This window comes from Pseudomonas sp. HLS-6 TE3448, assembly GCF_053629555.1.
In genome coordinates this window covers 4,163,000-4,188,781 of the sequence record NZ_JBRJIO010000001.1, presented here as the reverse complement: position 1 = coordinate 4,188,781, position 25,782 = coordinate 4,163,000, and the positions used below count along the sequence as shown (strand labels likewise).

Annotated in this window: 28 protein-coding genes; 18 read left to right on the top strand and 10 right to left on the bottom strand. The window is 61.0% G+C overall.

Annotated features, from left to right (window positions below; translation table 11 throughout):
- Window positions 1–63: 63 nt before the first annotated feature.
- The 3 genes from AB7M23_RS19145 to AB7M23_RS19135 all read right to left on the bottom strand — a co-directional run bounded on the left by AB7M23_RS19145 (window position 64) and on the right by AB7M23_RS19135 (window position 2,244).
- Entirely contained in the window at window positions 64–612 is a 549-nt protein-coding gene (locus AB7M23_RS19145) for a cupin domain-containing protein (protein WP_065757648.1), read from the bottom strand.
- Window positions 613–679: 67 nt separating this feature from the next.
- Window positions 680–1,201, bottom strand: coding sequence for a cytochrome b (locus AB7M23_RS19140; protein ID WP_454241722.1), 522 nt, complete (start codon window positions 1,199–1,201; stop codon window positions 680–682).
- Window positions 1,198–2,244 carry a catalase family peroxidase gene (locus AB7M23_RS19135; RefSeq protein ID WP_454241721.1) on the bottom strand — a complete coding sequence of 349 codons (1,047 nt, stop codon included), beginning with the start codon at window positions 2,242–2,244 and terminating at the stop codon, window positions 1,198–1,200. The genes AB7M23_RS19140 and AB7M23_RS19135 overlap by 4 nt, the downstream gene beginning before the upstream one ends.
- A 130-nt stretch (window positions 2,245–2,374) precedes the next feature.
- Here AB7M23_RS19135 and AB7M23_RS19130 point away from each other — a divergent pair, with 130 nt between their 5' ends.
- From AB7M23_RS19130 to AB7M23_RS19110, 5 genes are all read left to right on the top strand, one after another.
- Window positions 2,375–2,884 (top strand): sigma-70 family RNA polymerase sigma factor, encoded by a 510-nt coding sequence (locus tag AB7M23_RS19130; RefSeq protein ID WP_065757645.1) that lies wholly within the window; start codon window positions 2,375–2,377, stop codon window positions 2,882–2,884.
- The gene (locus AB7M23_RS19125; protein WP_454241720.1) at window positions 2,881–3,633 is read left to right on the top strand and encodes an anti-sigma factor family protein; all 753 of its coding nucleotides are present in this window, start codon (window positions 2,881–2,883) and stop codon (window positions 3,631–3,633) included. The genes AB7M23_RS19130 and AB7M23_RS19125 overlap by 4 nt, the downstream gene beginning before the upstream one ends.
- Before the next feature lie 132 nt (window positions 3,634–3,765).
- On the top strand, window positions 3,766–4,440 hold the full coding sequence (locus AB7M23_RS19120) for a type 1 glutamine amidotransferase domain-containing protein (protein WP_065757643.1): 675 nt from the start codon (window positions 3,766–3,768) through the stop codon (window positions 4,438–4,440).
- Window positions 4,441–4,520: 80 nt separating this feature from the next.
- On the top strand, window positions 4,521–5,621 hold the full coding sequence (locus AB7M23_RS19115) for an NADH:flavin oxidoreductase/NADH oxidase (protein WP_454241719.1): 1,101 nt from the start codon (window positions 4,521–4,523) through the stop codon (window positions 5,619–5,621).
- 47 nt (window positions 5,622–5,668) lie between these two features.
- The gene (locus AB7M23_RS19110; protein ID WP_454241718.1) at window positions 5,669–5,977 is read left to right on the top strand and encodes a putative quinol monooxygenase; all 309 of its coding nucleotides are present in this window, start codon (window positions 5,669–5,671) and stop codon (window positions 5,975–5,977) included.
- A 66-nt stretch (window positions 5,978–6,043) separates the two neighbouring features.
- Here AB7M23_RS19110 and dmeF read toward each other — a convergent pair whose 3' ends face one another.
- The gene (gene dmeF / locus AB7M23_RS19105; RefSeq protein ID WP_099775058.1) at window positions 6,044–6,997 is read right to left on the bottom strand and encodes a CDF family Co(II)/Ni(II) efflux transporter DmeF; all 954 of its coding nucleotides are present in this window, start codon (window positions 6,995–6,997) and stop codon (window positions 6,044–6,046) included.
- Between the two features lie 68 nt (window positions 6,998–7,065).
- On the opposite strand from dmeF, the gene AB7M23_RS19100 reads away from it, so the two are divergent.
- Window positions 7,066–7,353, top strand: coding sequence for a metal/formaldehyde-sensitive transcriptional repressor (locus AB7M23_RS19100; protein ID WP_454241717.1), 288 nt, complete (start codon window positions 7,066–7,068; stop codon window positions 7,351–7,353).
- A 20-nt stretch (window positions 7,354–7,373) separates the two neighbouring features.
- Here the strand turns inward: AB7M23_RS19100 and mnmH are convergent, their stop codons facing one another.
- Together mnmH and selD are read right to left on the bottom strand one after the other, a co-directional pair.
- Window positions 7,374–8,477: a tRNA 2-selenouridine(34) synthase MnmH gene (mnmH, locus tag AB7M23_RS19095; RefSeq protein ID WP_454241716.1), complete on the bottom strand. Its 1,104-nt coding sequence runs from the start codon at window positions 8,475–8,477 to the stop codon at window positions 7,374–7,376.
- Entirely contained in the window at window positions 8,477–9,511 is a 1,035-nt protein-coding gene (gene selD, locus AB7M23_RS19090) for a selenide, water dikinase SelD (protein WP_454241715.1), read from the bottom strand. Before selD ends, mnmH begins: the two co-directional genes overlap by 1 nt.
- 118 nt (window positions 9,512–9,629) lie before the next feature.
- Between selD and AB7M23_RS19085 the strand changes: the two genes are divergently transcribed.
- From AB7M23_RS19085 to AB7M23_RS19065, 5 genes are all read left to right on the top strand, one after another.
- Window positions 9,630–10,481: a putative selenate ABC transporter substrate-binding protein gene (locus AB7M23_RS19085; RefSeq protein WP_065757636.1), complete on the top strand. Its 852-nt coding sequence runs from the start codon at window positions 9,630–9,632 to the stop codon at window positions 10,479–10,481.
- On the top strand, window positions 10,478–11,272 hold the full coding sequence (locus AB7M23_RS19080) for a phosphonate ABC transporter ATP-binding protein (protein ID WP_454241714.1): 795 nt from the start codon (window positions 10,478–10,480) through the stop codon (window positions 11,270–11,272). Before AB7M23_RS19085 ends, AB7M23_RS19080 begins: the two co-directional genes overlap by 4 nt.
- Complete coding sequence (locus tag AB7M23_RS19075) at window positions 11,266–12,093, top strand: PhnE/PtxC family ABC transporter permease (RefSeq protein ID WP_454241713.1); 828 nt, start codon at window positions 11,266–11,268, stop codon at window positions 12,091–12,093. Before AB7M23_RS19080 ends, AB7M23_RS19075 begins: the two co-directional genes overlap by 7 nt.
- Entirely contained in the window at window positions 12,090–12,857 is a 768-nt protein-coding gene (phnE, locus tag AB7M23_RS19070; protein ID WP_454241712.1) for a phosphonate ABC transporter, permease protein PhnE, read from the top strand. Before AB7M23_RS19075 ends, phnE begins: the two co-directional genes overlap by 4 nt.
- 140 nt (window positions 12,858–12,997) lie before the next feature.
- A complete protein-coding gene (locus AB7M23_RS19065; protein WP_454241711.1) occupies window positions 12,998–13,285 on the top strand; it encodes a hypothetical protein in 288 nt (95 codons plus the stop codon).
- 52 nt (window positions 13,286–13,337) lie between these two features.
- Here AB7M23_RS19065 and AB7M23_RS19060 read toward each other — a convergent pair whose 3' ends face one another.
- Window positions 13,338–14,510 carry a DUF1624 domain-containing protein gene (locus tag AB7M23_RS19060; RefSeq protein WP_454241710.1) on the bottom strand — a complete coding sequence of 391 codons (1,173 nt, stop codon included), beginning with the start codon at window positions 14,508–14,510 and terminating at the stop codon, window positions 13,338–13,340.
- A gap of 258 nt (window positions 14,511–14,768) precedes the next feature.
- Between AB7M23_RS19060 and AB7M23_RS19055 the strand changes: the two genes are divergently transcribed.
- Together AB7M23_RS19055 and AB7M23_RS19050 are read left to right on the top strand one after the other, a co-directional pair.
- A complete protein-coding gene (locus AB7M23_RS19055; RefSeq protein WP_454241709.1) occupies window positions 14,769–16,946 on the top strand; it encodes a putative bifunctional diguanylate cyclase/phosphodiesterase in 2,178 nt (725 codons plus the stop codon).
- A 139-nt stretch (window positions 16,947–17,085) separates the two neighbouring features.
- On the top strand, window positions 17,086–17,772 hold the full coding sequence (locus AB7M23_RS19050; protein ID WP_454241708.1) for a GNAT family N-acetyltransferase: 687 nt from the start codon (window positions 17,086–17,088) through the stop codon (window positions 17,770–17,772).
- A 10-nt stretch (window positions 17,773–17,782) separates the two neighbouring features.
- On the opposite strand, the gene AB7M23_RS19045 is transcribed toward AB7M23_RS19050, so the two are convergent.
- The gene (locus tag AB7M23_RS19045) at window positions 17,783–20,683 is read right to left on the bottom strand and encodes an HD domain-containing phosphohydrolase (RefSeq protein WP_454241707.1); all 2,901 of its coding nucleotides are present in this window, start codon (window positions 20,681–20,683) and stop codon (window positions 17,783–17,785) included.
- A 188-nt stretch (window positions 20,684–20,871) separates the two neighbouring features.
- On the opposite strand from AB7M23_RS19045, the gene AB7M23_RS19040 reads away from it, so the two are divergent.
- Both AB7M23_RS19040 and AB7M23_RS19035 read left to right on the top strand, forming a co-directional pair.
- The gene (locus tag AB7M23_RS19040; RefSeq protein WP_454241706.1) at window positions 20,872–22,059 is read left to right on the top strand and encodes an NnrS family protein; all 1,188 of its coding nucleotides are present in this window, start codon (window positions 20,872–20,874) and stop codon (window positions 22,057–22,059) included.
- A 10-nt stretch (window positions 22,060–22,069) separates the two neighbouring features.
- A complete protein-coding gene (locus AB7M23_RS19035) occupies window positions 22,070–22,510 on the top strand; it encodes a CopD family copper resistance protein (RefSeq protein ID WP_454241705.1) in 441 nt (146 codons plus the stop codon).
- A gap of 103 nt (window positions 22,511–22,613) precedes the next feature.
- Here the strand turns inward: AB7M23_RS19035 and AB7M23_RS19030 are convergent, their stop codons facing one another.
- Window positions 22,614–22,898 (bottom strand): hypothetical protein, encoded by a 285-nt coding sequence (locus AB7M23_RS19030; RefSeq protein WP_454241704.1) that lies wholly within the window; start codon window positions 22,896–22,898, stop codon window positions 22,614–22,616.
- Between the two features lie 243 nt (window positions 22,899–23,141).
- Here AB7M23_RS19030 and AB7M23_RS19025 point away from each other — a divergent pair, with 243 nt between their 5' ends.
- The 3 genes from AB7M23_RS19025 (at window position 23,142) to AB7M23_RS19015 (ending at window position 24,437) form a co-directional block, all read left to right on the top strand.
- Window positions 23,142–23,354 carry a glycine zipper 2TM domain-containing protein gene (locus AB7M23_RS19025; protein ID WP_454241703.1) on the top strand — a complete coding sequence of 71 codons (213 nt, stop codon included), beginning with the start codon at window positions 23,142–23,144 and terminating at the stop codon, window positions 23,352–23,354.
- A 43-nt stretch (window positions 23,355–23,397) separates the two neighbouring features.
- Complete coding sequence (locus AB7M23_RS19020; protein WP_099775038.1) at window positions 23,398–23,847, top strand: hypothetical protein; 450 nt, start codon at window positions 23,398–23,400, stop codon at window positions 23,845–23,847.
- A 128-nt stretch (window positions 23,848–23,975) separates the two neighbouring features.
- Window positions 23,976–24,437, top strand: a complete 462-nt coding sequence (locus AB7M23_RS19015) for a hypothetical protein (RefSeq protein WP_065757620.1) — start codon at window positions 23,976–23,978, stop codon at window positions 24,435–24,437.
- 217 nt (window positions 24,438–24,654) lie between these two features.
- On the opposite strand, the gene AB7M23_RS19010 is transcribed toward AB7M23_RS19015, so the two are convergent.
- The gene (locus tag AB7M23_RS19010; protein ID WP_454241702.1) at window positions 24,655–25,776 is read right to left on the bottom strand and encodes an HD domain-containing phosphohydrolase; all 1,122 of its coding nucleotides are present in this window, start codon (window positions 25,774–25,776) and stop codon (window positions 24,655–24,657) included.
- Window positions 25,777–25,782: the final 6 nt, after the last annotated feature.

The following is a 25,782-nucleotide window of genomic DNA, read 5'->3' as shown; positions in this document are numbered from 1 at the left end:
CGAACTCACTGACACCCAGTCAACACCTTTGCAGGCAGGCTCACGCTCGCAGGCGCTTGCCCGTCAGAAGTTCGCCGGGGTGTTGGCGCTGATGATTTCGGCTTCATCCGGGCCGATGTTCTTGAAGCTGTGGGGCAGGGTGGTGGGGAAGTAGTAACCGTCACCGGAATTGAGCACGCTGACCTGGCCATCGACGCGCAATTCGATGGTGCCACGGGTAACCAGGCCGCATTCCTCGCCCTCGGTATGCACGATCGGCTCTTCACCGGAGTCTGCGCCGGGTGCATACAGTTCGCGCAGCATACGCATTTGCCGACCTTCCACGCTGGCGCCGACCAGCAACAGGCGCAGGCCGCTATTGCCCAGGTCGGGTTGTTCGTTGGAGCGGAACACGAAGCGTTCCTGGCGCGGCGGTTCATCGAAGCTGAAAAACTCTGCCAGAGACATCGGGATGCCTTCGAGCAGTTTCTTCAGGGAACTGACCGACGGGCTGACGCGGTTTTGCTCGATCTGCGAGATCGTCGAGTTGGTCAAGCCGCTGCGTCTGGCCAGTTCCCGTTGCGAGAGCTTGTTGCGTTCACGCACCAGTCTGAGTCGTGTCCCCGTATCCATAGCTGCCTTAGTGTCAAAAATAAATGGCGACGCATTAAAGCACACTCGGGCCCTCAGTAGCGCACGCTCAATTGACACGTCCCGACCACATGCTGCGTAACACGCCGTCGCGGCGGATCAAGCCGTGAACCAACGCCGCCGCCAAGTGCAACAACACGGTCGCGAAGAGCAGGTAGGCGAGCCAGCCATGCGCCTGGCGAAGGACGGCGTAGACGCGGATATCCTGAGGCAGCAGTGCAGGTAACTGCAGGGGTAATGGATAACCTCCCGCCGAAAGCATGCCCCAGCCAAGCAGCGGCATGGCCAGCATCATCCCGTAGAGCACCAGGTGCGATGCCTTGGCTGCCCAGCGTTGAGGCGATGGCAAGTCGCTCGGCAATGGGGGGCTTCCAACGCACACGCGCACGCCGATACGGATCAGTACCAAGACCAGAAGGGCCAGCCCCACCAGCTTGTGTACGCTGACCAACAGGGTGTGCCGGGGTGACAGGTCACTGATCATGCCTGCACCGATGAACAGCATGCTCAGGATCAGCAGAGCCATCAGCCAGTGCAGCCCGCGCAGCAGGGGATGGAAGGAGGGGTTCATGGTTGTACTCCTGAATGGGCCGCTTCGCGGCTGCGGCGGTTGAAGGATTCCGAGTAGGCGGCCGAGCGGGCGGCGAGAATCGGATCAGCAGACGGTTCAATGCCGGTTGGCAGAATCAGCGGGTCGAAGTTCAGGTCACGGCAGGCGCCTTGCTCGGCCGCATCGACCTGCTCAATGACCACGGTGCCCGCGTTGACTTGCCGCCGTTGCTCAGGCCAGGGTTGAGCAGGGTCGTTAACCGCATCGCCCGGCTCGGCCAGGGTCAACAGCAGGTTCCAGCGCAAGGGGCCTTCGGTCAGGCGTTTGCGCAGGTCATTCTGCAGGTAATTCGGGTCTTCCACCTGGGCCGGTAATGCACTGAACGGGGTCAGTGGCTGTAGTTTCCAGCGCACGTAATGCGGGGTGCCCTTGGCGTCGATCAGGCGAAAGGCGTTGATGCTGTGGTAAGCCGAACTGGCAAAGCTGTCGGAGGGCTTATAGTCCTTGACCCACTGGCGAAAGGCCGCGCTTTCCGGGTGTGCGGCAAAGAAGGCCTGCAACCTTGCCGGGTCGGGTTTACCGGTGGCGGGTACCGGGGTCATTGCCAGTACCTGTTCGTAGAAACCCTCGATGGTGTTCACTGCCAGTACCGGCGGGGTATTCATGCCACTGCGCCAGCGTTGCCCATCATCGGTGGTGAATTCCACGGCCAGGCTGCGAGTGGCGACGCTGGCATCGGCGCTATGCGGGTTGGCGCCGCCGATGGCGAAGCGGCCAATAACCGGTACCCTTGGCTGGGCAAACACCCGAGCGCTTGAGAGTTCGGCGGCCTGGCCGCTGCTTTCAAAGTAGCCGCTGACGCACAGGCCTTTGGCGTGGTTTTTCCGGTAGCCAGGGTAGTGTCCGGCCTGAGCTTCGAAGGTGTCGACGATACGTTTCGGTGTCAACCGGTCCGGGCCGATCCAGCCGGCGGTAAAGGCAAAGCCTGCGCCCATTGCAGCGACGCCAAGGCCGATGGCAGTCAGGCGCAGCGTACGGGCGCGACCGTTTAGCGGAGTGCTCATGGTGCTATCCAGGTCAGTAAATGAGCGGGTACGACGCACCCGCTGAAGTTTTATTCCATTGGCCTGGAATAAAATTCGCGGTCGGCCGTCTGCCTCGTACACTGACTGCACGAAGATCACGGATCACTCGATGAACGAACTGGATGACGACCAACTGCGCGAGATGCTTCAGCGGCTGCGCCGTTTCGCCTTGTGGTTGACCCGCGAGGGCACGAGCGCCGACGACCTGGTGCAGGCGACGGTTGAGCGAGCATTGAGCCGGGGCGCGCAGCAGCGTGATCCTGCGAGCTTGCGTGCCTGGCTGTTCTCGATCCTCTACCGGCAGTTTCTCGACAGCAAGCGTCGAGAGCGCCGCCATATGCGCTGGCTGAGCTGGTTCGGGCGGGCCGAAGAGGTCGGGAACAATACCGAGGACATTGTCGAGGCTCAGTCTGGCCTGGCTGCCTTTGCCAGGCTTTCGGCAGAGCAGCGCGCCTTGTTGATGATGGTGAGTGTTGAAGGCATGAGCTACAAGGAGGCCGCGCAGGCCCTGGATGTACCGATTGGCACGGTGATGTCGCGTTTGTCGCGGGCCCGTGCAGCACTGCGAGAACTGACCGAGGGCACGCCGTTGCCCCCTGGGTTGCGGAGGTTGAAATGAGTCGGTTGATCCCATCCGAAGAGGAATTACAGGCTTACGTCGATGATCGGTTGCTGCCCGAACGCCGACGTGAGGTTGACAGGTACCTGGCGGCACATCCGCAGCGGGCCGCCGAGCTTGATGCCTGGCGTGCCGATGCCCGGCGTTTGCGTGCTGCCCTGGCAGGGCAAATCGAACAGGCGCCTAACCCGCGTCTCGACCCGGGCTGGGTTCGCCGCGACCTGCGTCAGCGTCGCCAGCGCCGCTGGGCCAGTGCTGCGATGCTGCTGGTCGCCTTGGGTGTAGGGGGGCTGGGTGGCTGGCAGGCGCGGGAGGTCAACCTGATGGCAGGCAACCCGCCGATGGCCGACGCCGTGCAGGCGCACCGGTTGTTCGCCTATGCATCCTCCCTGGATTTGTCGGTAAACACCCCAGAGCAACTGCAGGCCTGGTTGGGCCAGCACTTCAGGCATGCCGGTAATCTGCCGGACCTCTCGGCCTATGGGTTTACCCCGGTAGGGGCACGGTTGCTGAGCAATGAGCAGGGCCCGGCCGCGCTGCTGCTGTTCCAGGACCGAAACGGTGAGCGTGTCAGCCTGTTCCTGCGTTCTCCCAGTGAGCGTTATGTGCGGATGCCCAGTGGTGAGCGCACCGAGGGCGAACTGCAGGCGCGCTACTGGTCTCGCGGTGACTATAACTATGCATTGATCAGTGACGTTGCCGATGCGCGTGGCGCGCAGTTGCGTCAGGTACTGGGCACCGCCCTGTAGCCCGGGTGCTACCTGCTATTCATTAATCGAATACCGTAAATCACTGCGTTCGATTTATCGAATCCCGAGTCCCGCTCTAAGATCCTCGGCACTGACTCATCACTGGCCCCGCGGCCATAGCAGGAGAACCCGATGAACATTTTGATGGTGCTCACGTCCCACGACACCCTGGGTAATACAGGCCACAAGACCGGCTTCTGGCTGGAAGAGTTCGCAGCCCCTTACTACGCATTTCTCGATGCAGGGGCGCAGGTCACCCTGGCCTCGCCCAAGGGCGGCCAGCCGCCGATCGACCCCAAGAGCGACGATCCCGGCGCGCAGACTGCCGCCACTGAGCGCTTCCAGGCCGATGAGGCTGCACGCAAGGCCCTGGCCAGCACCCTGACCTTGGCTCAGGTCAACGCCGATGATTTCGATGCATTGTTTTACCCCGGTGGTCATGGTCCGCTCTGGGACCTTGCTGAAGACCCGCGCTCGATCGCCCTGATTGAACGTTTCCAGGCACTGGGCAAGCCCGTTGGTGCGGTCTGCCACGCTCCAGCGGTGCTGCGCCACACTGTGGACGCCAACGGCGCGCCTTTGGTCAAGGGCAAGCAGGTGACGGGTTTCAGTAACACCGAAGAAGCGGCTGTCAACTTGACGGACGTGGTGCCTTTTCTGGTTGAAGACATGCTCAAAGGCCATGGTGGGGTCTACAGCCGTGCCGAGGACTGGCACAGCCATGTGGTCGTCGATGGCCTGCTTGTAACCGGGCAGAACCCGGCGTCCTCCGATGCCACCGCCCACGCCTTGCTCAAGCTGCTCTAAGGCCTGCGAGCTGGCTGCCCCTGAGGCAGGCGCTGTTCAGCCTGCCTTCTCTTCGTTTCAGCATCAGACGAGTTGATTACATGTCCGCACTCTTTACCCCGCTCCAGCTCAAGGGCGTGACCTTGCGCAACCGCATTGCCGTCCCACCGATGTGCCAATACACCGCCACCGACGGCTTGATCAATGACTGGCACCTGGCGCACTACACCAGCCTTGCGCGTGGTGGTGCCGGCCTGGTCATTGTCGAGGCTACCGCTGTTTCGCCGGAAGGGCGCATTACCCCGGGTTGTGCCGGCATCTGGAACGATGCCCAGGCCGACGCGTTGGCTGAGGTCGCCTCTGCGATCAAGCGCGCCGGTGCCGTACCGGGTATTCAGATCGCTCATGCCGGTCGCAAGGCCAGTGCCAATCGTCCGTGGGAAGGCGACGATCACATTGGCGCAGAGGATGCCCGTGGTTGGGACACCCTGGCACCCTCGGCGATTCCTTTCGGTGCTCATCTGCCGAAAACCCCAAAGGCCATGACCCTCGAAGACATTGCCCGTGTTCGCGCGGACTTCGTGGCGGCGGCACGCCGTGCCCTGGCGGCCGGTTTTGAGTGGCTGGAGCTGCATTTTGCTCATGGTTACCTGGGCCAGAGCTTCTTTTCCAGCCATAGCAACCAGCGCGATGATGCCTACGGTGGCAGCTTTGAAAACCGTAGCCGCTTCCTGCTTGAAACCCTGGCGCAGGTGCGTGAGGTCTGGCCAGAGCACCTGCCGCTGACCGCGCGTTTCGGTGTCATTGAATATGACGGTCGCGATGAGGCGACGCTGGAAGAGTCCATCGAGCTGGCCAAGGCATTTCGCCGGGGTGGGCTGGACCTGCTCAGTGTCAGCGTGGGTTTCACTGTGCCGGACGTCTCTATTCCATGGGGGCCAGCGTTCCTTGCGCCGATTGCCGAGCGCGTGCGTCGTGAAGCGGAACTGCCGGTGGCTGCTGCGTGGGGCATCGACAGCCCGGCAATCGCGCAAGCTACCCTGGCCGAGGGTCAGATGGATTTGGTGATGGTGGGTCGCGCTCACCTGGCCAACCCCAATTGGCCCTACCAGGCGGCACTGCAACTGCAGGTAGAACGCCCTTCCTGGGTGCTGCCCACGCCCTACGCCCACTGGCTGGAACGCTATCAGGTCAGCCAGTAGACTGGCCGCCCTTCAGCACTGAATATCGCAGAGAGGAGACTGTATTGATGATTCACGTCATTGCCCGTGTAGTCGCGTTGCCGGAGCACCAGGCACAGGTTGAGGCGGAGCTGCGCACGATGGTCGCCGCTACCCGCCAAGAGCCGGGTAACCTGTGCTATGACCTGTTTGCGGACCTTGACGGTGGCGCCGGGTTCTCGTTGTTCGAGACCTATGCCGACCAGGCAGCACTGGAGGCTCACCGTGACAGCGCGCATTTTCAGGCCTACCGCAGTCGCATCAGCGGCTGGCTGGCGACACCCCCGCAAGTCCAGGTGCTACGCGCCCTGGATCAGGCGCAGAAGCCCCGCGCCTGAAGCCCGTCTTGATACCCGACACCGCTAGCGGGTGATACGCAGGGCTGTCGTTGTCGTAGAGGTGGATCACGCCGCGCGGGGCTGATTCACCTCTACCGTAATGTGTACCAGTTCTTCGTGAATACTCAACCGCCGGCGCACGGCATCGGCGTTGAATGAGCCGTGGCTGACGAGGGAGAGGATACAGGCGTACTTTCCTTTACCAACACGCCAGACATGCAGGTCGGCGATTTCCGCCTGGATGGGGAACTGCTCGATCACCTCGCGGATTTCCTCGACGACTGGCGCGTCCATCTCGGCATCCAGCAGCACGCGCCCGGTTTCACGCAGCAGGCCTACGGCCCAGATCGCAACCATTGCCGCGCCGACAATCCCGATCAATGGGTCCAGCCATACCGCGCCCCAGAGTTTGCCGCCGATCAGGGCGATGATTGCCAGCACCGAAGTCGCCGCATCGGCAATGACGTGCAGGTAGGCTGAGCGCAGGTTCAGGTCGTGATGGTGGTGGTCATGTCCATGTCCATGCCCTTCATGAGCGTGCCCGTGGTGATGATCGTGATGATGCGAGTGATCGTCCTTGAGCAGCCAGGCGCAGGCCAGGTTCACCGCCAACCCGACAATGGCAATCGCGATGGCTTCGTCATAATGGATCGGGCTGGGGCTGAACAGTCGCTCGACGGACTGGAACAGCATCAAGCCCGCGATACCCAGCAGCACGATGGCGCTCGAGTAGCCACCCAGTATCTCGATTTTCCAGGTGCCAAACGCAAAGCGCCCGTCATTGGCCAATTGCCGGGCCGCGCGATAGGCAAACACCGACAAGCCCAGCGCCAGAGCGTGTGAACTCATGTGCCAGCCGTCGGCAAGCAGCGCCATCGAGTTGGACAACCAGCCGCCGCAGATCTCTGCGACCATCATCACCAGGGTCAAACCCAGGGCCCAGCGGGTCTTTTTTTCCGCCAGCGGATTCCCTTCGTCGAAGACATGGGAATGCCGGTACTCGGAGGCCAGTGAATTCATGGGTATCATGCTCGGGATATCAGGGGGTTCGAATACTATACCCCAGTATACTAATTGGCGAGAATGCAATGGCACACACAACCAAAGGCAAGAAGCAACTGCTGACCCGGATTCGCCGGATCAAAGGGCAGGCAACGGCACTGGAAACGGCACTGGAAACGGCACTGGAGCAGGACACTGACTGCATCGCGATCCTGCAGCAGATCGCGGCCATTCGCGGCGCCGTCAATGGCTTGATGACTGAGGTGATGGAGGGTCACATTCGTGAGCACCTCGGAGCAGAGGATTTGACAGCGCAGCAGCGGCAAGCCGAAGTCGACCAGATTGCCGCTCTGCTCAGGTCTTATCTGAAGTAGGGCAGGGCGATTGATAGCGCTTAGTGGCGTGCCATGCGCTGTTGCAGGTACTCGATGACGGCCTGTTGTTCGCCAACGAATTCAACCCGTTCGCCCTTGCTGGCGCGCTGGAAGGCGTACATCGGGTCGTAATACTCGTTCAGCAGGCCTGCGATCCAGCCGCGGTGCAAGTCAACCTGAGCACTGCGTTGCTGCTCATCGAGCGCGTCCTGCAGCAGGGTCGAGAAACGCTTGTAGCGCTCGCCACCCAGGCGTTTCTGGATGTTCGCCATGCTGTTTTGCAAGCGCTGGGCATACTGTGCGAACCCCGTCTCCTCGCCGTGGACAGCGATGAACTCGGCACACAGGCCCGTGACGTAGTCCTGAAGGATGCGTTCGATACGGTGTTCCAGGCTGTCTTCGAGCCAGATCATGGGGTACTGCTGCATGCCCTGGTAGAGCTCCAGGGGCAGGTTGCAGCTGCCGACCAGGCGGCTCTCGTCCTCGAGTACGAACTGTTCGATACCGGCATCACGCTTTTTCAGCAGGTCGATTGCCAGGCGGTTTTCAAAGTCAATCTGTGCCGGCTGGCCGGTAGCGCGCTTGCCGAAGCTGGAACCACGGTGGTTGGCCAGCCCCTCCAGGTCGATGGCGTTGCGCAAGGCATGGATCACCTCGGTCTTGCCGGTGCCGGTGAGGCCGCCGACCAGGACGAAATCGCACTGCGCCACGGCCTGCTGGGTGGTCTCAAGGAGGAAGGTGCGCATTGCCTTGTAGCCACCGACTACACGCGGGTAGTCGATACCGGCCTCGTCCTTGAGCCACTGCTGGGTGATCTGAGAGCGCAGCCCGCCGCGAAAGCAGTACAGGTATCCGTTGGGATTGGCCCGGGCAAAGGCAGCCCAGGCGGCAATGCGCTCGTCCTTGGTAGCGCCGCAGACGAGTTGGTGACCCAGTTCAATGGCCGCCTGCTGGCCGCGTTGCTTGTAGCAGGTGCCGACTCGCTGACGTTCCTGATCATTCATCAGCGGCAGGTTGACTACGCCAGGAAAGGCACCTTTGTTGAATTCAACGGGGGCACGAACGTCCATCAGCGGCACATCATTGAGAAAGAGTGTGCGGTAGTCGTGGGTGTTGTCAGCCATTACACCACCTCTACCGCGTACCGCTGTCGCTCGACCAGCTCACCGATCGGGGCCAGTGTCAGGCCCAGTTCGGCGGCTACAGACAGGAATTCGGCTTCACCCTCGGGGCTTACCGCAACTAACAGGCCGCCGCTGGTCTGCGGATCGCAGAGCAGGTTTTTCTGTTCATCACTCAGGGCTGCGATCTTCTCGCCGTAACTGTCGAAGTTGCGTTGCGTGCCGCCAGGCACACAGCCTTCGGCCAGGTAGTAATCGACCCCGGGCAGGCGCGGTACGGCGCTGTAGGTGATGCGTGCGGTCAGGTTGCTGCCGTCGGCCATTTCCACAAGGTGGCCGAGCAGGCCGAAACCGGTAACGTCGGTCATCGCCTGAACACCTGGCAACTTGCCGAAGCGGCTGCCGGGTGTGTTCAGTGTGCACATCCAGTCGCGGGCCAGGTGTTTGTCTTCCTCGCGCAACCGGGCTTTCTTTTCTGCCGTGGTGAGAATGCCAATCCCCAGCGGCTTGGTCAGGTAGAGGCGGCAGCCCTGTGTGGCGGTATCGTTGCGTTTCATGTGGCGCTTTTCGACCACGCCGGTGACGGCCAGGCCGAAAATCGGCTCGGGTGCATCAATGGAGTGGCCACCGGCCAAGGGAATGCCTGCGGCATCGCATACGGCGCGGCCGCCACGGATCACTTCGCGGGCCACTTCTGCGGGCAGCAGGTTCACTGGCCAGCCGAGAATCGCGATGGCCATCAGTGGGTCGCCACCCATCGCGTAGATATCGCTGATGGCGTTGGTGGCGGCAATACGGCCGAAATCATAGGGGTCATCGACAATCGGCATAAAGAAATCGGTGGTCGAGACCACGCCGCGCTCGTCATCGAGTGCGTAGACGGCGGCGTCATCGCGTGAGGCATTGCCGACCCAGAGTTTCGGGTCCAGATGCTGGGCGCCGCTACCGGCCAGGATCACGTCCAGCACCTTGGGGGAAATCTTGCAGCCGCAGCCGGCACCGTGGCTGTACTGGGTCAGGCGAATTGGTTCGCTCATGTCGCACCTCAAGGAGTTATAGCGCCGGATTCTAGCAAAGCTGGTCTTTGCGCTGCTAACTCCTATAATTCGGCACCTGTAAGCCCTACCTATTGCGCTGTCGAACCGGAGAACTCCCATGCTCAAAAACACCCTGGCACTGCTTGCCGGCCTGGTACTGAGTGGTTCCGCTTTTCTGGCTCAGGCCACCGAAACCTTGCGCGTCAGCGCGATTCCCGATGAAGCCCCAACCGAGCTGCTGCGCAAGTTCAAGCCGCTGGGCGCTTATCTTGAGCAGCAATTGGGCATGAAGGTGGAATTTGTGCCGGTGGCCGATTACCCGGCGGTGGTCGAGGCTTTGGCCAGTGACCGTCTGGACCTCGCCTGGCTTGGCGGTTTCACCTTCGTTCAGGTTCACCTGAAAAGCCCTGGCGCCACGCCGCTGGTACAGCGCGAGCAGGATGCCCGGTTCACCAGCAAATTCATCACGGCCGACCCGCAGGTCAAACAGTTGTCTGATCTCAAGGGCAAGACCTTTGCCTTTGGCTCGGTATCGTCCACTTCCGGTAGCCTGATGCCGCGTTACTTCATGCTCAAGGACGGTATCAAGCCAGAAACCTTCTTCAGTCGCGTAGCGTATTCCGGTGCCCATGACGCCACGGCTGCCTGGGTGCAGGCGGGCAAGGTCGACGGCGGTGTGCTCAACGCCAGTGTGTGGGACAAACTGGTGGCCGCTGGCAAGGTCGATACCAGCAAGGTACACGTGTTCGCCACGACGCCTACGTACTTCGACTACAACTGGACCGTGCGTGGCAGCCTTGACCCGGCGCTGGCGCAGAAGATCAAGGCGGCGTTCCTGGCCCTTGATCCGGCCAACCCCGAGCACAAGGCCATTCTTGATCTGCAGGCGGCTACCCGTTTCATCGAAACGCGCCCGGAGAACTATGCGGGTATTGAAGAGGCCGCTCGGGCTGCTGAACTGCTGAAATGACGATCCGACTGACCGGGGCCTGCCTCAATCATGGTGCGCTGCAAGCGCTGCGTGACCTGAACCTGACCATCGAGGCCGGCGAGCAGGTGGCGATTATTGGCCCCTCGGGTGCTGGCAAGTCGAGCTTGCTGCACCTGATCGCCACCGCCATCAAACCAGGCAGCGGTGAGCTGGAGGTGCTCGGCCAGCGGCCCTGGCACCTTTCGGCGCGGCTGAGGCAAAAGCTGCGTACGCGCCTGGGGCTGATTCATCAGGTGCCACCCTTGCCGCCGCGTCAGCGGGTGGTCACGACCGTACTGGCCGGCCGGCTGGGGCAGTGGGGGACCCTGCGTGGGTTGCTCAGCCTGCTGCGGCCCGTCGATGTGGCCGGCGCGCGCGCCGTGCTGTCGAGCCTCGACCTGGCGGACAAACTGTTCGTGCAGTGCCAACAACTCTCCGGCGGGCAATTGCAGCGAGTCGGCATCGCCCGTGTGCTGTACCAGCAGCCGGACCTGCTGCTGGCCGATGAACCGGTCTCGGCGATGGACCCGGTGCTCGCTGCGCATAGCCTGGCGACCCTGTGCAGCTACGCCAGCGTACGGGGTATTACCCTGGTTGCCAGCCTGCATGCGGTGGACCTGGCATTGGCCCACTTCGCGCGGGTGATCGGTATTCGTGAAGGCCGTCTGGTGTTCGACAAACCGGCGGCTGAAGTGACCGAGGGCTTGCTTGATGCCTTGTACGCCAATGAGCAACTGACCTCGCCGGTTCAGCCCGTCGCGCCGCTGACCCTGCAGATTCCCCGATGCTGAGTCGTGACCTGCGCGACCCGGCAACCGCGCCACGGCTGTTGCTGACCCTGCTGGCGCTGGCACTGCTCTGGCCGGGGCTGCACCTGAGCGAACTCGACCTCGGTGTGTTGTTTCAGGCCGACAGCCGTCGTCAGATCGGCAGCTTCGTCAGCGCTTTCTGGCCGCCGGCTCATGACCAGGCGTTCCTTGAGTTGCTATGGGACGCCACGCTGCAAACCCTCGCCGTCGCCACGGCGGGCATGACGCTGGCCTTGCTCCTGGCGGTCCCGGCCAGCCTGCTGGCCACCCGTGCGTTGTCGTTGTCCGCAGCCTCCCGGGGCGGGCGCCCCAGTGCCTTGGCTGTGGCACTGCGCTGGCCGGTGCGTGCGCTCATGGTGTTTCTGCGCAGTGTGCCGGAAATCGTCTGGGCGTTGCTGTTCGTAAGGGCCGTGGGCCTGGGGCCGACTGCGGGCGTGCTGGCCATCGCCATTACTTACAGCGGCATGTTGGGCAAAGTCTATGCGGAGATTTTCGAGTCGGTCGATCAGCGGCCTGCCCATGCGTTGCTGCAAGCTGGCAGCACGCGTCTTGGGGCCTTTTTCTACGGTATTTTGCCCTGTGCGGGTACAGAGCTGGTGTCGTACACCATCTACCGCTGGGAGTGCGCGATTCGGGCTTCGGTGGTGATGGGGTTTGTTGGCGCTGGCGGGCTGGGCCAGCAGATCGATTTGTCGATGCGCATGTTTGCTGGCGCGGAAGTGGCCAGTATGTTGCTGACGTTCCTGGTGCTGGTCTGGCTGGCCGATCAACTCAGTGGCTTGCTGCGCAGGAGGCTGGCATGAGGCGCCTGATCAACCTGCTGGTGCTGTTTGCGGTGTTGGCCGCGATCGTGTCGTCGTTTGCTTACTTGAGCCTGGATCTGTGGGCGTTGGTGGGTGAGGGCGGGGCGGGCAAGATGGGGGAGTACGCGGCGCGTTTCCTCAACCCTGATACCAGTCGCGAGCACCTGCAGGCCGTGGCGCGGGGTGCGCTGGAAACACTGGCCATTTCGGGTGTAGGCACGCTGTTGGCGGCGGCGCTGGGCCTGCTTCTGGCATTGCCTGCGGCCGGATTGTTCGGCGGAGCCTTGCGTGGGCTCGCACGGCTGCTGCTCAATGCCTTGCGGGCGATACCCGAACTGGTCTGGGCGGTGCTGATGGTACTGGCCGCAGGGCTTGGGCCAAATGCCGGTACTCTGGCGCTGGCCTTGCACACGGCGGGTGTGCTGGGCCGGCTGTATGCTGAAGCCTTCGAGAACACACCCACTGCAGCGGCCCAGGCCATTCGCTTGCAGGGCGGCAGCCAGGTTTCGGCGTTCTGCTACGGCATGCTGCCCAACCTTTGGCCGCAACTGTTGGCCTACACCCTGTACCGCTGGGAAAACAACATCCGTATGGCTGCGGTACTGGGTTTCGTCGGTGCCGGAGGGCTGGGCCAGATGCTGTACATGACGCTCAGCCTGTTCCAGGAGTCTCGGGCCAGCACCGTGATCATCGCCATGCTGGCGCTGGTGTTGATCGTCGACGCGGTGAGTGACCGCATTCGCCAGCGTTGGGTGCTCAACTGATATGGGTTTTTCTCCGCCACCTTGGCCGTGTCGCCGGTAAATGTTTTCGCGTAGGCGCTTCAGCTAATGCCGTCACTGGCTTACCCTAGTGTCTTTTTGGCGCGGCACTGTGCCGAATGCCCTGCCGATGGAGTTCAAGCATGTACCAAGACACAGCCACCGTGACCGTCAGCGCTGAGCAAAGCGCGGGAGAGGTCGAGGCGGTCGACAATGAAAACGTAGCCATTGGCCTGGAAGCGGTGACGGACAACCTGAAGAAGGTGCATTTCACTGGTCAGCTGGCTGCGCCGGAAGCACCGACGCATGTGTGCATTACCCTTAAGAACGGCCTGTCCTACTACGGCCCGATTGTTAACGGCCATGCCGAACCGAATGGCGGCTGGCTGGCCTTTGAGTGCGACATGATCGATCCGCAATTGCTGGGTTAATCCCGCCTCGGCATCGCCGTGGGCCGACCATGGCGATGCTGTGCAATGGCCGTTAGAAATACTTGAGCCAGGCAATATCACGGCGTTGAGCCTTCAAAGTCGCGAACCTGCGTACTGCAGGGTATAGCGCCACCGCCAGCACCCCGGCGGTCAACCAGATGGCCCAGATGCCATCGAATCCGAAATAGTCGCCCTGGTTCAGCCCAAACAGCGCCACGGCGAGCACATACAGCCCTTTCAGTGCGTACAGATGCAGCAGGTAGAAGAACATTGGCGCCGACCCGAGCACGGTCAACGGGCCGATGGTCTTGTGTTTCTGGAGGCGCTCGAACGTTAGCAGCAGCAACAGGCCAAGGCTCAGGGTCAGGGCAAGGAAGAGCAGGGATGGCGGGTACTTGGTGATGTTGAAGAAGCTCATCAACGTATGCAGCGGAGTTTCGCCGGCCGCCCAGGGGCGTTCGCCGTAGCCATTGAGCAGGCGCAAGGCAACAAAGCCAATTAAACCGAGGCTTGCCCAGCCTAGCAGTTTGCGTTGGCGTGCAGCCGGCGTTGCACTGCGTGCGAACCAGGGGCCGATGGCATAGCCCAGGCCGATGACGCCAATCCACGGCAGCACGGGATAAGAGGTGCGCAGCCGCAGGGTATCCGACAGCTCGATCCAGCCGCGATCATGCAAAATCGCCCACGGCACGTGCAGCGCCGTCCCTTCCGGGAAGCACAGCGGGTCGAGCAGGTTGTGGCCGACAATGATCAGCAGGCTCAAACCCAGCAGGACCTGCCGCGGCAGCCAGACCAGGGCTGACAAGGCAATCATGCTCAGGCCAATCGCCCAGATCACCTGCAGGTAGATAACCGTGGGTGGCAACTGGAACGTCCAGGCGAAGTTGACCAGGGTGAATTCCAGTACCAGCAGAAACAGCCCACGCTTGAACAGAAAACCGCTCACATCGCTTTTACCGGCGTACTTTTCACCGAACAGGTAAGCCGACAGCCCGGTCAGCAAGACAAACACAGGCGCACACAGGTGGGCCAGGGTCCGGCTGACGAACAGTGCAGGTTCTGTCACCGTTATGTCCATCGGGTCGGACACTTGTCGATGGAGCAGGAAGGTCTCCCGGACGTGGTCCAGCAACATGAAGAGCATGACCAGCCCCCTCAAGGCATCAATCGAGAGCAACCGGTTGGCAGTGGCAGTGGTCGTGGTGTGAGCAAGAGCAGGGGTCATGGGTCGTTCGCAATGCGGGGTTGTTAGGCATTCATCTGGTTACTCTATAACATTGCCTGTGAGAATAAAAATCTTTACCCCGCCGGGTTTTCGCAATATTGGGACGTACGTGCCTTGATTTACGCGGCTTCAGGGCCTTGAAGTGCGCGAGTAAACCCATTTTAAATATGGTTTTAGCTCAGGACGCCTTATACAATGGCGACCGCCCGCAGCTGACGGTATCCATGCTGCTATCGGAAACACAGCCTGATTGTGCCTATGACCTATCCGAGCAGTTCTTCTCCGACACTCCCCGCTACAGACCGTCAGCCTCGCGACAGCAACCACCTGACCATGGTCGTTGTACTCGGCGTTGCGCTGCTCGCCATATGGTTTGCGCCGCCGGCCGTGCATGGCAGTGCCGACTGGTTCCCGGTGGCGGTGCACGCGATTTGTGAGATCTTTGCGATTACGGTCGCGGTACTGGTGTTTGCGGTTACCTGGCATAGCTACCGGGCAGGGCAGCCCAGTAACCTGTTGCTGCTCGGTTGTGCGTTTCTCTCTATTGCGCTGCTTGATCTCGCCCATGTGCTGTCCTACAAGGGCATGCCCATGTTCGTTACCCCGGCGTCCCCTGAAAAAGCGATTGATTTCTGGTTGGTGTCGCGTCTACTGATCGCAGCGACATTATTGCTGATCTCGATTCGCCCATGGCGTCCGTTGACCAGCCGTACCCCGCGCTTGCCAATGCTGCTTGCGGCATTGACGATGGTGGCGATGGTTTATGTACTCGGTCTGTTTTTTCCCGAAGTCTGGCCGAGTACCTTCATTGAGGGCAGCGGTCTCACACCGTTCAAGATCGCCATGGAGTGGGCCATCATCGGCTTGCTGGCCATTGCAGCAGCGCGCTTTTGGCAGGCGCGGTATAACCATTCCTTCGACGCTAATGGCCTGCTGGCCGCCGCGCTGATCTCCATTCTTGCGGAGCTGTGCTTTACCGCCTATCACAACGTCAACGGGCTCTACAGCCTGACCGGGCACCTGTACAAGGTCCTCTCGTACTGCCTGATCTACCGCATTGTGTTTGTTTCAAGCGTGCGCGAACCCTACGAGCGTCTTGCTGTAGAAATCGCCGACCGCCAGGCTGCCGAGAAGCGCATCGAGGTCATGTCGTTCTACGATACGCTGACCGGCCTGCCTAATCTGGCATTGCTGCAAGACCGGACGCTGCAGGCGCTGGTCAGTATGCGGGGTGACGACCACCCGGTCGTCTTGCTCTTTCTGGATGTCGATGCATTCAAGCTGGTCAACGATTCCCTGGGCCATGCCCACGGCGACGACCTGCTGCGGGCGATAGGTGAGCGCCTGCGTGAGGGGTTGCCTGCGACGGCTACCGTGTGTCGCTATGGTGGTGATGAGTTTGCTGTACTGCTGACTGGCCCGGTGAATGCAGATGACATTGCCAAGGTACCGCAAACCATTCTCGACCTGCTGGCTGCGCCCTTCCGGATTGCCGGGCAGGCAATCTCAACCTCAGTGTCTATCGGCGTCGCCCTGGCCCCTCACGATGGCGAAGCACCGGCTGAATTGCTGCGTAATGCTGAAACGGCCATGTACAAGGCCAAGCAGGCCGGCCGCAAGACCTGGCGCTTCTACAGCGCTGCCATGAACTTGGAGGTCAGTGAGCGCCTGCAACTGCTCAACAGCCTGCGCCAGGCCATCGACCAGCATGAGCTGACGCTGCATTACCAGTTGCAGTTCGAGCTCGGCAGCGGTCGTATTGTCGGTGCCGAAGCGCTGGTACGCTGGGAGCATCCAACCCAAGGGCTGATTTCGCCAGACCGATTCATTACTGCGGCTGAAGAAAGCGGGTTGATCGTGCCAATGGGCGACTGGATTATCCAGCAGGCCTGCCGGCAGGCCGCACAATGGCGGGCCAGTGGGCTGGATATTCCAAGAGTCGCGGTCAACCTGTCGCCCGTGCAACTGCACCACCACTCGCTGGAAACGGTGATCAAGCAGGCGCTGAGCGATGCCGGCTTGCCAGCGTCGGCACTGGAACTGGAGCTGACGGAGTCGAGCCTGATCGAAGACACCGAGCAGGTACTGGCGACGCTGATCAGCCTTAAATCCTATGGCATCAAGCTGTCTATCGACGATTTCGGCACCGGCTATTCCTCGCTGGCGTACTTGCGTCGGCTGCCGGTAGACACGCTCAAGATCGACCAGTCCTTTGTGCGCGGGATGACCAGCGCCGCCGATGGCCACGCCATCGTCGAAGCGATCATCCAGATGGCGCGCTCGCTGGGGCTGGCAACCCTGGCCGAAGGCATCGAAGATCAATGCACCGCCGACGAACTGCTGCGGCTGGGCTGCGAGCTGGGCCAGGGGTACCTGTTGGCACGCCCGGTGCCAGCGATAGTGATACCGGCACTGGCAGGGCGCCTGCGCGGTTGAGCGCGGTTTTGCTCTGGTACCCCCTCATCATCGGTGAGCCGTGTAGCAGGCCAGCGGCGTAAAGACGGGGTATTATGTCAGCGCCCAGCGCCAACGTCTCAGGCCATGGGCATGCCTTAGTCCCGGAGTTCGAAACGCAATGTTCACTGTCACCCGCCTTGAAAGCCCACCCCCCGAGGCGATCAGAAGCCAGATCATGCAGATGGTCGTCGATTACGTCACGGACATCAGCGCGGTGGCCATTGCGCCGAGCAACCCGCTCTATCGGCTTTACCAATACGGTGTTGGCTACGAGGTTCATCTTTATCTAGAGGCGATGGACGGTTCCAGGGGAATGCCTGTCGAGCTGATCGTGGCCCTGGATGCCGACGACCCGGCAACGGTTGTCGGCTTTCTGCTGTACCTGCCCGCGACGGGTGATCCCGAGGCGTGCTCGGTCGCCTATATGGCCGTGCCGATCAGCCACCGGCGTCAGGGCGTTGCCCGGGCGATGGTGCAGGCCATGCTGAGTCGCTACCCACATGCCGAGCTGGCGTGCTTTACCGGTAAAGTGCCGTGCTTCGAGTCGATGGGGTTTCAGGTCATCGGCGTGCGTGGCCCGCAAGTACTGATGAACACCCGTGACCACAGCACCCACGGGCATGTGGCAGTGCTGGATGTAGCGCCCATCTACCGTTCAGTGGAGGTACGCCAGATACACACCTATCTGCTTCAGCAACAGGGCAAGAAAGCGATGGTGGAAGCGGAAAAGCAGCGTGACCGGCATCTCGATCAACTGACCCGCCAGGCGCGTGCCTTTGTGCAGCAGGCCGGGATATCCGTATAAACGCAAGCGGCTACAGGTAGGCGGCAATATCCACCTCGTCGATCAGCGCCGGGGGCATGTAGCGTTCGGCGTATTGACGATAGATACCCGAGCGCAGGAACAGCGCGAACAGCTCCGCGTCGATGTGCTGATCCTTGCGCATGAAGCCCATGATCCTGATCGCCTCGGACAGGGTCTTGCCCTGTTTGTAGGGGCGGTCGACGGCGGTGAGCGCCTCAAAGATATCGGCAATCGCCATCATCCTGGCAGGCACACTCATCTGCTCGCGTGTCAGGCCCTTGGGGTAGCCGGTACCGTCCATTTTCTCGTGATGGCCACCGGCGATCTCCGGCACGCGCCGCAGGTGCCTTGGGAACGGCAGCTTCTCCAGCATGATCAGGGTCTGGATGATGTGTTCGTTGATCTTGTAGCGTTCTTCCTCGACAAGGGTGCCTCGGTCAATGCTGAGGTTGTAGAGCTCGCCGCGGTTGTACAGATGTTCAGGCACCTTGACCTTGAAGCCCCAAGGGTTGTCGGCAGGCATCTGTTCGCGCGGCCCGCGAGGGAAAATGTGTTCGGGTTTGTCGGCCAGTAGCGACTCGTCGACGGGCAGTGCCGGCTCCGGGTTGAGGTTCTTGCGCGCTTTCTCCTCATGGGAAATGCCAAGGCGATCGGACAGGGTACGCCGCCAGGTGCGCGCGGCGATGCGCTGTAGCCGCTCGACCCGCTCCGGGGCCATGAACTCGCCGCCTTCATTACACTGGGCAACGAAGGCGAATTCCTCGTCCAGCTCATGCAACTGCTCAGCCAGTGCGGCCTGCAGCAAATCGCTATCGCCACCCGCCGCGATTGCCTGCCAGCAGGCCAGTTCTGCGTCGCGCTTGAGCACTTCAAAGCGCATGCGTATTTCATGGATACGATCGTGCAGGGTTTCCAGTTTGGTTGCCTTGTCCACCACGTACTCCGGCGTCGTGACTTTGCCGCAGTCGTGCAGCCAGGCGGCAATGTGCAGTTCCTCCCACTGTTCTTCAGTCAGGTTGAAGGTAGCGAAAGGCCCGCTGCGCTCGGCACAGGCGGCGCGAGCGAGCATCTTGGTCAGCTCAGGCACACGTTGGCAGTGCCCGCCGGTGTAGGGGCTCTTGGCATCAATGGCCCCGGCGATCAACTGAATGAAGGCTTCCAGCAGAACCTTCTGCTCATCGATCAGGCGCTGGGTGTTCAGCGCCACCGCCGAGGTTGTGGACAGTGCCTCGACAAAGGCCATCAGTTCCGGGTTCAGCGCGTGGTGCTGCTCGTCGACCAGCAGCGCCAGTGCGCCAAGCAGATCGCCTGCCCGGCTCTTCAGCGGCAGTACCCACAATGACAAGGGCTGATTGATGTTGCTGAACGGCGGAAAGTTGCGCTGCAACTCATCAGCCGACACTGCGCAGGGTGTGGCCGCGCGCATGGCCCGTACCACGGGATGATCATGAGCCACGGCAAGCTCGATATCACTGCCAGGCTCTGCGTCGAACGGGCCGTTTCGGCAGTGAACACGGGCCAGTTGCAGGCGAGTGGCATCAGCATCTGCCAGGTAGATCAGGCTGACCTCGGCGCTGGTGATCTCCTGCATTTCACGTACCAGATGGGCCAGCAGCCGCTGGAAGTTGGTCTCGCTGGAGAGGGCAATCGATAACTCAAGGAAGCGGTGAATGGTGTTTTTCATGCTGCCCATGGCGCGAGACAGGTCGACCACCTCGGCAATCTGCGACTCTACCTCGATGGGCTCGTCGAAGTTGAAGTGCTCGATTTTTTCTGCTTCGGCGGTCAAGGCTTGCAGGGGTTTGGACGCCAGGCGCGCCATGGCCAGGGCCATCAGTACGCCAAGGACCAGCAAGGCCAAGGCAATCAGCATGCCGCGGTTGCGCAGTGCGATGGCGTCGGCCAGCAGCTCACGGTAGGGCGCCGCCATCAACAATGTCAGGGTCTGCCCGCCGACAGTGGGCAGGGCAATGCGGATGCCTTGCCAGTCGTCGCCAGCAGCCTGAAAGCTCAGGCCGTCCTCTGTGCGCTCGTTCAGTATGCTCACCAGGCGTTGCAGTATCGGCGCCTGCAACTCATCCAGGCGAGGTAAGCGCAGTTTGCCAGCGCCGTCATCAAGCATCTGCGGTGCACCTTTTTGCCAGCTGAGCACTTCGCCCTTGGCGTTGAGCAGGGCGATGCGGCTGTCCGGGGTGGCTTTAAGCTCCAGCAGCAGTGCGTTCAGCGAGCTTAGGGTGATGTCTGCCCCCGCAACGCCGCTGCCGTTCTCGGTGGGGTGGGCAAAGGACACGCCGGGCTGTCCAGTGGAGAAAAACACGTACGGATCGGTGACGTACAGATCACCGCGCTGTTTAGCGGCGATAAACCACTGACGGCCGCGTGGGTCGTAGCGGTAGTCCGGCCGTGCCCGTCGCTCTATCACCTGAAAGTCCGGACCGATGAACAGATGCTCACCCAATGGCTGACCGTCGATCACCTGGATACTCTGCACGATCCAACGTGTCCCGGCGGGAGGGTTGAACAGCGGAACCAATGCGGCTTCATTGCGCCACGGACGGATCATGAAAAAATCACCGGTGTCGTAGCCCATGTACAGCGAAGTCAATGCGGGCTGGCTATCCAGGGCGGCAGCCAGAAACTGCAGGCTATCCAGGCGTGCCTCAAGCGTCTGCGCACGCATCAGGCGCTGATGGGCCAGTAATGACACCGTACTCACCGTGGGTCGGTAGAGGGCGTCCAGTTCGGAAATGGCGAGCTGACGGACCAGTTCAAAGTGTTTTTTCGCGCCACTGACCATCTGTTCGCGGTTCTGTAGAAACTGATAGCCGTTGCTGAAAATGGCGAAGGTCAGCAGCAGGCCAACGAACAGGTAGGCAATGTGGACATAAAGTGGAATTCGACGCGATGGCATCGCACGCTTCCCTGTCAGCGATAGGAGATTGGACTATAGGCGCTGATGATCAAGGCTGCCGCCACGTCGCATAAAGCAAGGTGAGCAGGTGGCGAAATCTGTGGCCCAATGCTTGATGTCTGTCATGGCGACATGGGCATAGAGCTGCGAAACTGAGGCGGTTGAACGGCCTGCCTCCCGGAGAAACCATGCAGATTCTCGATAAACGCCAGGCCATGAGCACGTGGCCATTATTGCGCCTGAGTTTTCGGCCCTTTTTTCTGCTTGGCAGTACCTTGGCCGCCTTGGCCGTGCCCCTCTGGGTTTTCGCCTTGCTGGGGGATGGCATTACAGCGCAGCCCGTGGGCGGCTGGCTGGCGTGGCATCGACATGAACTGGTCTTCGGTTTCGCTGGAGCGATCATTGCCGGTTTTCTGCTGACTGCGGTACAGACCTGGACGGGGCGCCCCGGCCTGTCTGGCAAGCCCCTCGGCGTGCTGGTGGTGATCTGGTTGGCGGCTCGGCTGGCATGGTGGGCGGGTTCACCACCGTTGCTGATGACGGCCAACCTGATGTTCTTTGCCTGTGTGGCCCTGGTCATGGCGTATCAGCTGTGGGCGGTACGGCAAACCCGTAACTATCCGATTGTGGCGGTCCTGGTGTTGCTGTTGGGGGCCGATCTGTTGACGCAGCTCGGGCTGCAGCAGGCAAACGACGGTTGGCAGCGCCAAGGTGTCTGGGCGGCAGTCTGGCTGGTCGCCGCCATGATGGGGTTGATTGGCGGGCGGGTGATTCCATTCTTCACCCAACGGGGGCTCGGGCGTGCGGCTGCCGTTCAGCCTTGGGCCTGGCTGGACTGGGCGTTGCTGATTGTCACGGTTTGGCTGGCGATCCTGTATGCGTCGGGGCTTGCGCTGCAGGTGCACGCCTGGCTGGGGTTGGTCTTTATTGCCTTGGCCGCGGGGCATGGTATTCGTCTGTTGCGCTGGTTTGATCGTGGCCTGCTGAAGCAGCCGTTGTTGTGGTCACTGCATGTGGCGTATGCCTGGTTGGCAATGGCCTGCTTTGGCATGGCGCTCTGGCATTTCGGTCTGCTCGGCAGTGTAAGCCTGGCGTTGCATGCGTTCACGGTCGGCGCCTTGGGCGGGTTGGTCCTGGCCATGCTGGCGCGTGTCTCGCTGGGGCATACCGGGCGTCCTCTGGTGCTGCCACAGGGGTTTGCCTGGGCATTCGTATTGCTCAACCTGGGCAGCCTGTTTCGCGTATTGGCGGTCAGTTTCTGGCACCAGCCGGCTCTTTGGCTGGCGGCTGCCTGCTGGGCGGGGGCCTTTGCCCAGTACCTGTTCTGCTATGCGCCCATGCTCTGGCGCACCCGCGCTGATGGTCACCCAGGCTGATGGAGACGCTATGAGTTACCTGTTGTTGAAGTTTATCCACCTGACGGCGGCAGCCTTTTTCATTGGCGGTGTTTTTTTTGAGGTGATGATCCTCAGTCGGGTGACCCGACAACTGGAGCAGGCCCCGCGCGAGCAGTTGTCCAAAGCCTTGGGCCTGCGTGCGCGCAGTGTCATGCGCTGGGTGATACCGGTGCTTTACGGTGCAGGCCTGGGGTTGGCCTGGCAGTATCGCGCGGTGCTGCACAACCCCTTGGCCAGCAGCCTCGGGACCATGATGGCGCTGAAAATCGGCCTGGCCCTGAGTATCCTCGTGCAGTTCATCGGCGTGGTGTACCTGATGCGCACCGGCCGCATGACCGCATCACGATCACGGTGGCTCCATCTCAGTGTGCTGTTGCATATGCTCGGCATCCTGTTTCTGGCCAAGGCCATGTTCCTGCTGAACGTGTGATGCCTGGCCGCAGGCCTGCTCAAGCGCTGGTTTTACAGCGTTTCGAGAAAACGTATCAGTCGCCAGATACACGGCAACCAGCCAACGGTTGCCGCCTGTATTGCTAGACGAATGATTGACCGTGGAAGCCCCTTGGAAGTCGCTGACGACCGGGCATTGCGGCGAGTTTTGCCCGCCAATCCGCGCGCCAGTCATTGATGGCGTGAGCCCCCTTTGCGTGTCGTGCGGAACGGCGCGTGGCGTTACGCAGGTCTCTGCGGGCTGCCTTGAAGGCATCGGTGTTACGGCAACTGCGGCATTTCACCTTTGAAAGCTCAAGTGTGGCGCTGAGGTTGTCGCCGTGATGGCCGCAGGCGAGATGCCCGGCGACCTTGAAATGAATGACCATGGTGTACGTCCTTTGTCGTGAGTACAGGGCAGCGCAGGGCGTTTGCTCGCGCTACGCCTTGGAGCCAATCGGAACGCGGTGTCGAACCGTGCCGCTCCGTTTTCTGAGTTTGAGGGATTGGCGACACAGGGTCTGTTCGCTGAAACACATAGGCCTACGTGTACTAGCGCACAGACGCTGGCGGACGGGCACGCGCATGCTGGGTCATAGGTAGATCCCTGCCAGTATTCGTCGGAGAACAGTATGAGCACCTTGCACAGATTCACGTATAGCGCCTTGATGGTGGGTTTGCTCGTCAGCCTGAGTGGCTGTCCGAGCATGTCGACACAGGGGCGTAACACGGCCATTGGCGCGGGCGTTGGCGCTGTCGGTGGTGCCGTTTTGACCGGTGGCAGCACCATGGGCACTGTCGGCGGCGCCGCGATTGGCGGAATCATCGGCCACGAAGCCAAGTAGTTGTCACCCCTATGCGCGCTAGCGCATCAAGGAGCACGTCATCATGATATTCACTCATAAACTGACACGTTCAAGGCTTGCCTTGGCGCTGCTGCTCGGGCTGTCTTCAGCGATGCTGTACGCGACGACTGAAGAAACAGTCGATAGCTCGGCGGTACAACTGGAACCTCAGGAGCAGAACGGAATCCGCTACCTCAGCGGAGGCATTGGCCTGGACGAGTCGACGGCCCTTCAGCAGACGAAGGGCTATAACCTGCACCTGACCTTTTCAACGGGGCCCGCTAACCAGTACGTCAGCAATGTCGATCTGGTGATTCAGACTGAAAGTGGCAAGCCTGTACTGTCGCTGAGTCAGGTAGGGCCGCTGGTGTATGTACAGTTGCCGGCAGACAAATACCTTGTGATTGCCCGCACTGATGGCCGTGAACAGCGGCGCAGCATTGCGCTCGCCGGCACGTCAACCGGCACGGTTAACTTCCACTGGAGTGAGTAGCGCAGGGGCAGCTATCGCGAAGCGTCCGCGCGGTGCCCTTGAGACCGTAGGTCCAGCCGTAGGGGTATGGTCGACCTGTCGCGCTAGACTTCAATCCTCAGACCACGCTAAATGACAGTGGAGCCCTTATGAGAACCGCCCTTGTTCCCTGCGTAGCAACGCTCCTCTCGCTATTTTGCCTTGGCGCCACGGCCGAGACCGTTACACCGCTCAAGGGCCAGTCCCCGGAGACTGTCCAGCAGGACATCAGCGCCTGCCAGGCACAGGCTGGCAGCGCCAGCAGCACCAACACTACGCAATCGGGTGGTCGTGCCCGTGGTGCCGCTACCGGCGCGGTCGCGGGGGCGGCGGTTGCCGGGGCGCGCATGCGTCAGCATGACGAGGTGTATGACCGGGTCGACGATGATGTAAAGCAAGACTACCGGCAGAACCAGGCCAAGAATGCCGCGGTGGCCGGGATGGCGGTCGGTGGATCGCGGCAGCGCCAGGACCGGCGCCAAGACCGGCGCAATGCGGACCAGAACAGCGCCAGTACATCCTCTGCCTACAGCACGTGCATGCAGCAGCGCGGCTATCAAGTGACGCCATGAGCCTGAAGCGTTAATGCCCCGCACGCTCCTTCAGTTTTGTAGAACTTGCCATGGTGGTCGGTGGCGACCAGACTGCCGTGGGTGTAAAGGCGTGAACATCAAGCCACTTGGTACCCGATGCAGGAGCGGTAAGCGGTAGTTCCGTATTTACAGATCTGCGCGGGGTTAGGTAACTGCCATCCCTGCCGCGTCCCTTAAGCAGCGACCATTAGGCTAATTAAACATCGGCATCAATGTATTTCGTCATAACGTGCTGTACCGTCTCAGCCTGTTCTATCAGTGCCATAACACAGTCTTTATCCAGCTTCCCTTGATCCGCGAGAAGGCTGAGCTCCGCAAAGGCCTCGTCCAGTGACCATTGTTTCTTGTATGGCCTTTGAGAGGTGAGCGCATCGAAGATGTCCGCAACGGTCACAATGCGCGCCTCTAGCGGCACTTCATCACCGACAAGGCCTCGTGGATAACCCGTTCCATCCAGAAGCTCGTGGTGGCACAAGACGATATTCCTGAGTATGGAGGACTCTGGAAATGCGTTGATACCTCCTTTGCCCATCATTCGTTCGATGATCTCCATGCCCTTCTCGACATGGGTTTCCATAATCGCGCGTTCATCGGCATCCAGCCGGCCTGGCTTCAGCAGGATTCGATCCGGTACGGCTATTTTTCCAACGTCGTGCAAAGGGGCAAACAGGCACACGCTTTCGACAAACTCGTCGTTGAGCCCGCGTGATTTCGCAACTGCGCGCGCAATGATGTGCGAGTAGCGGCCCATGCGTTCCAAGTGCGCACCGGTCTCGAAATCGCGCATCTCGGTGAGCTGACGCACTACACGCGTCGTCTCGACTGCCATCCTGATGGCTGATATCTCGCTGGTAATCGACATGCGGATCAAGCTGGTGTAGAGGACAAGGTCTCTCTGTACCTGCACGTTAAATGTGGCAGGTTGACTCGAGTCGAAAAAGACGAATCCTAGCAGCTCGCCCTCATCATAGATCGGCACAGTGAAAGATGACTGGTAGCCTTGATCTTTGAGCCAGATTGAGTGCGCAGAGTCAGAGAAAATCGCTGAAGCAATCTCATCCAGAACCCGAAATTCGCCACTATCGGCTAACGCTTTAAGTGAGTAACTGTCAGACAATGGGTACTCATACCCTACCAAGGCAGTTCCATTGTGTGTGCTGTTGATGAATGTCTTTAGTGTGTCTTCCTGCGGGTCGTACAGCGCGCAGGCGATGCGGTCTACACCTGGAACCGTCTCGATCAATTTCGTATGCAGGGCCGCCAGCCGATCTGTCAGCGATCGGGAACTCTCAATGAGCGCTCGCGTAATTTTTTTCATGATGAT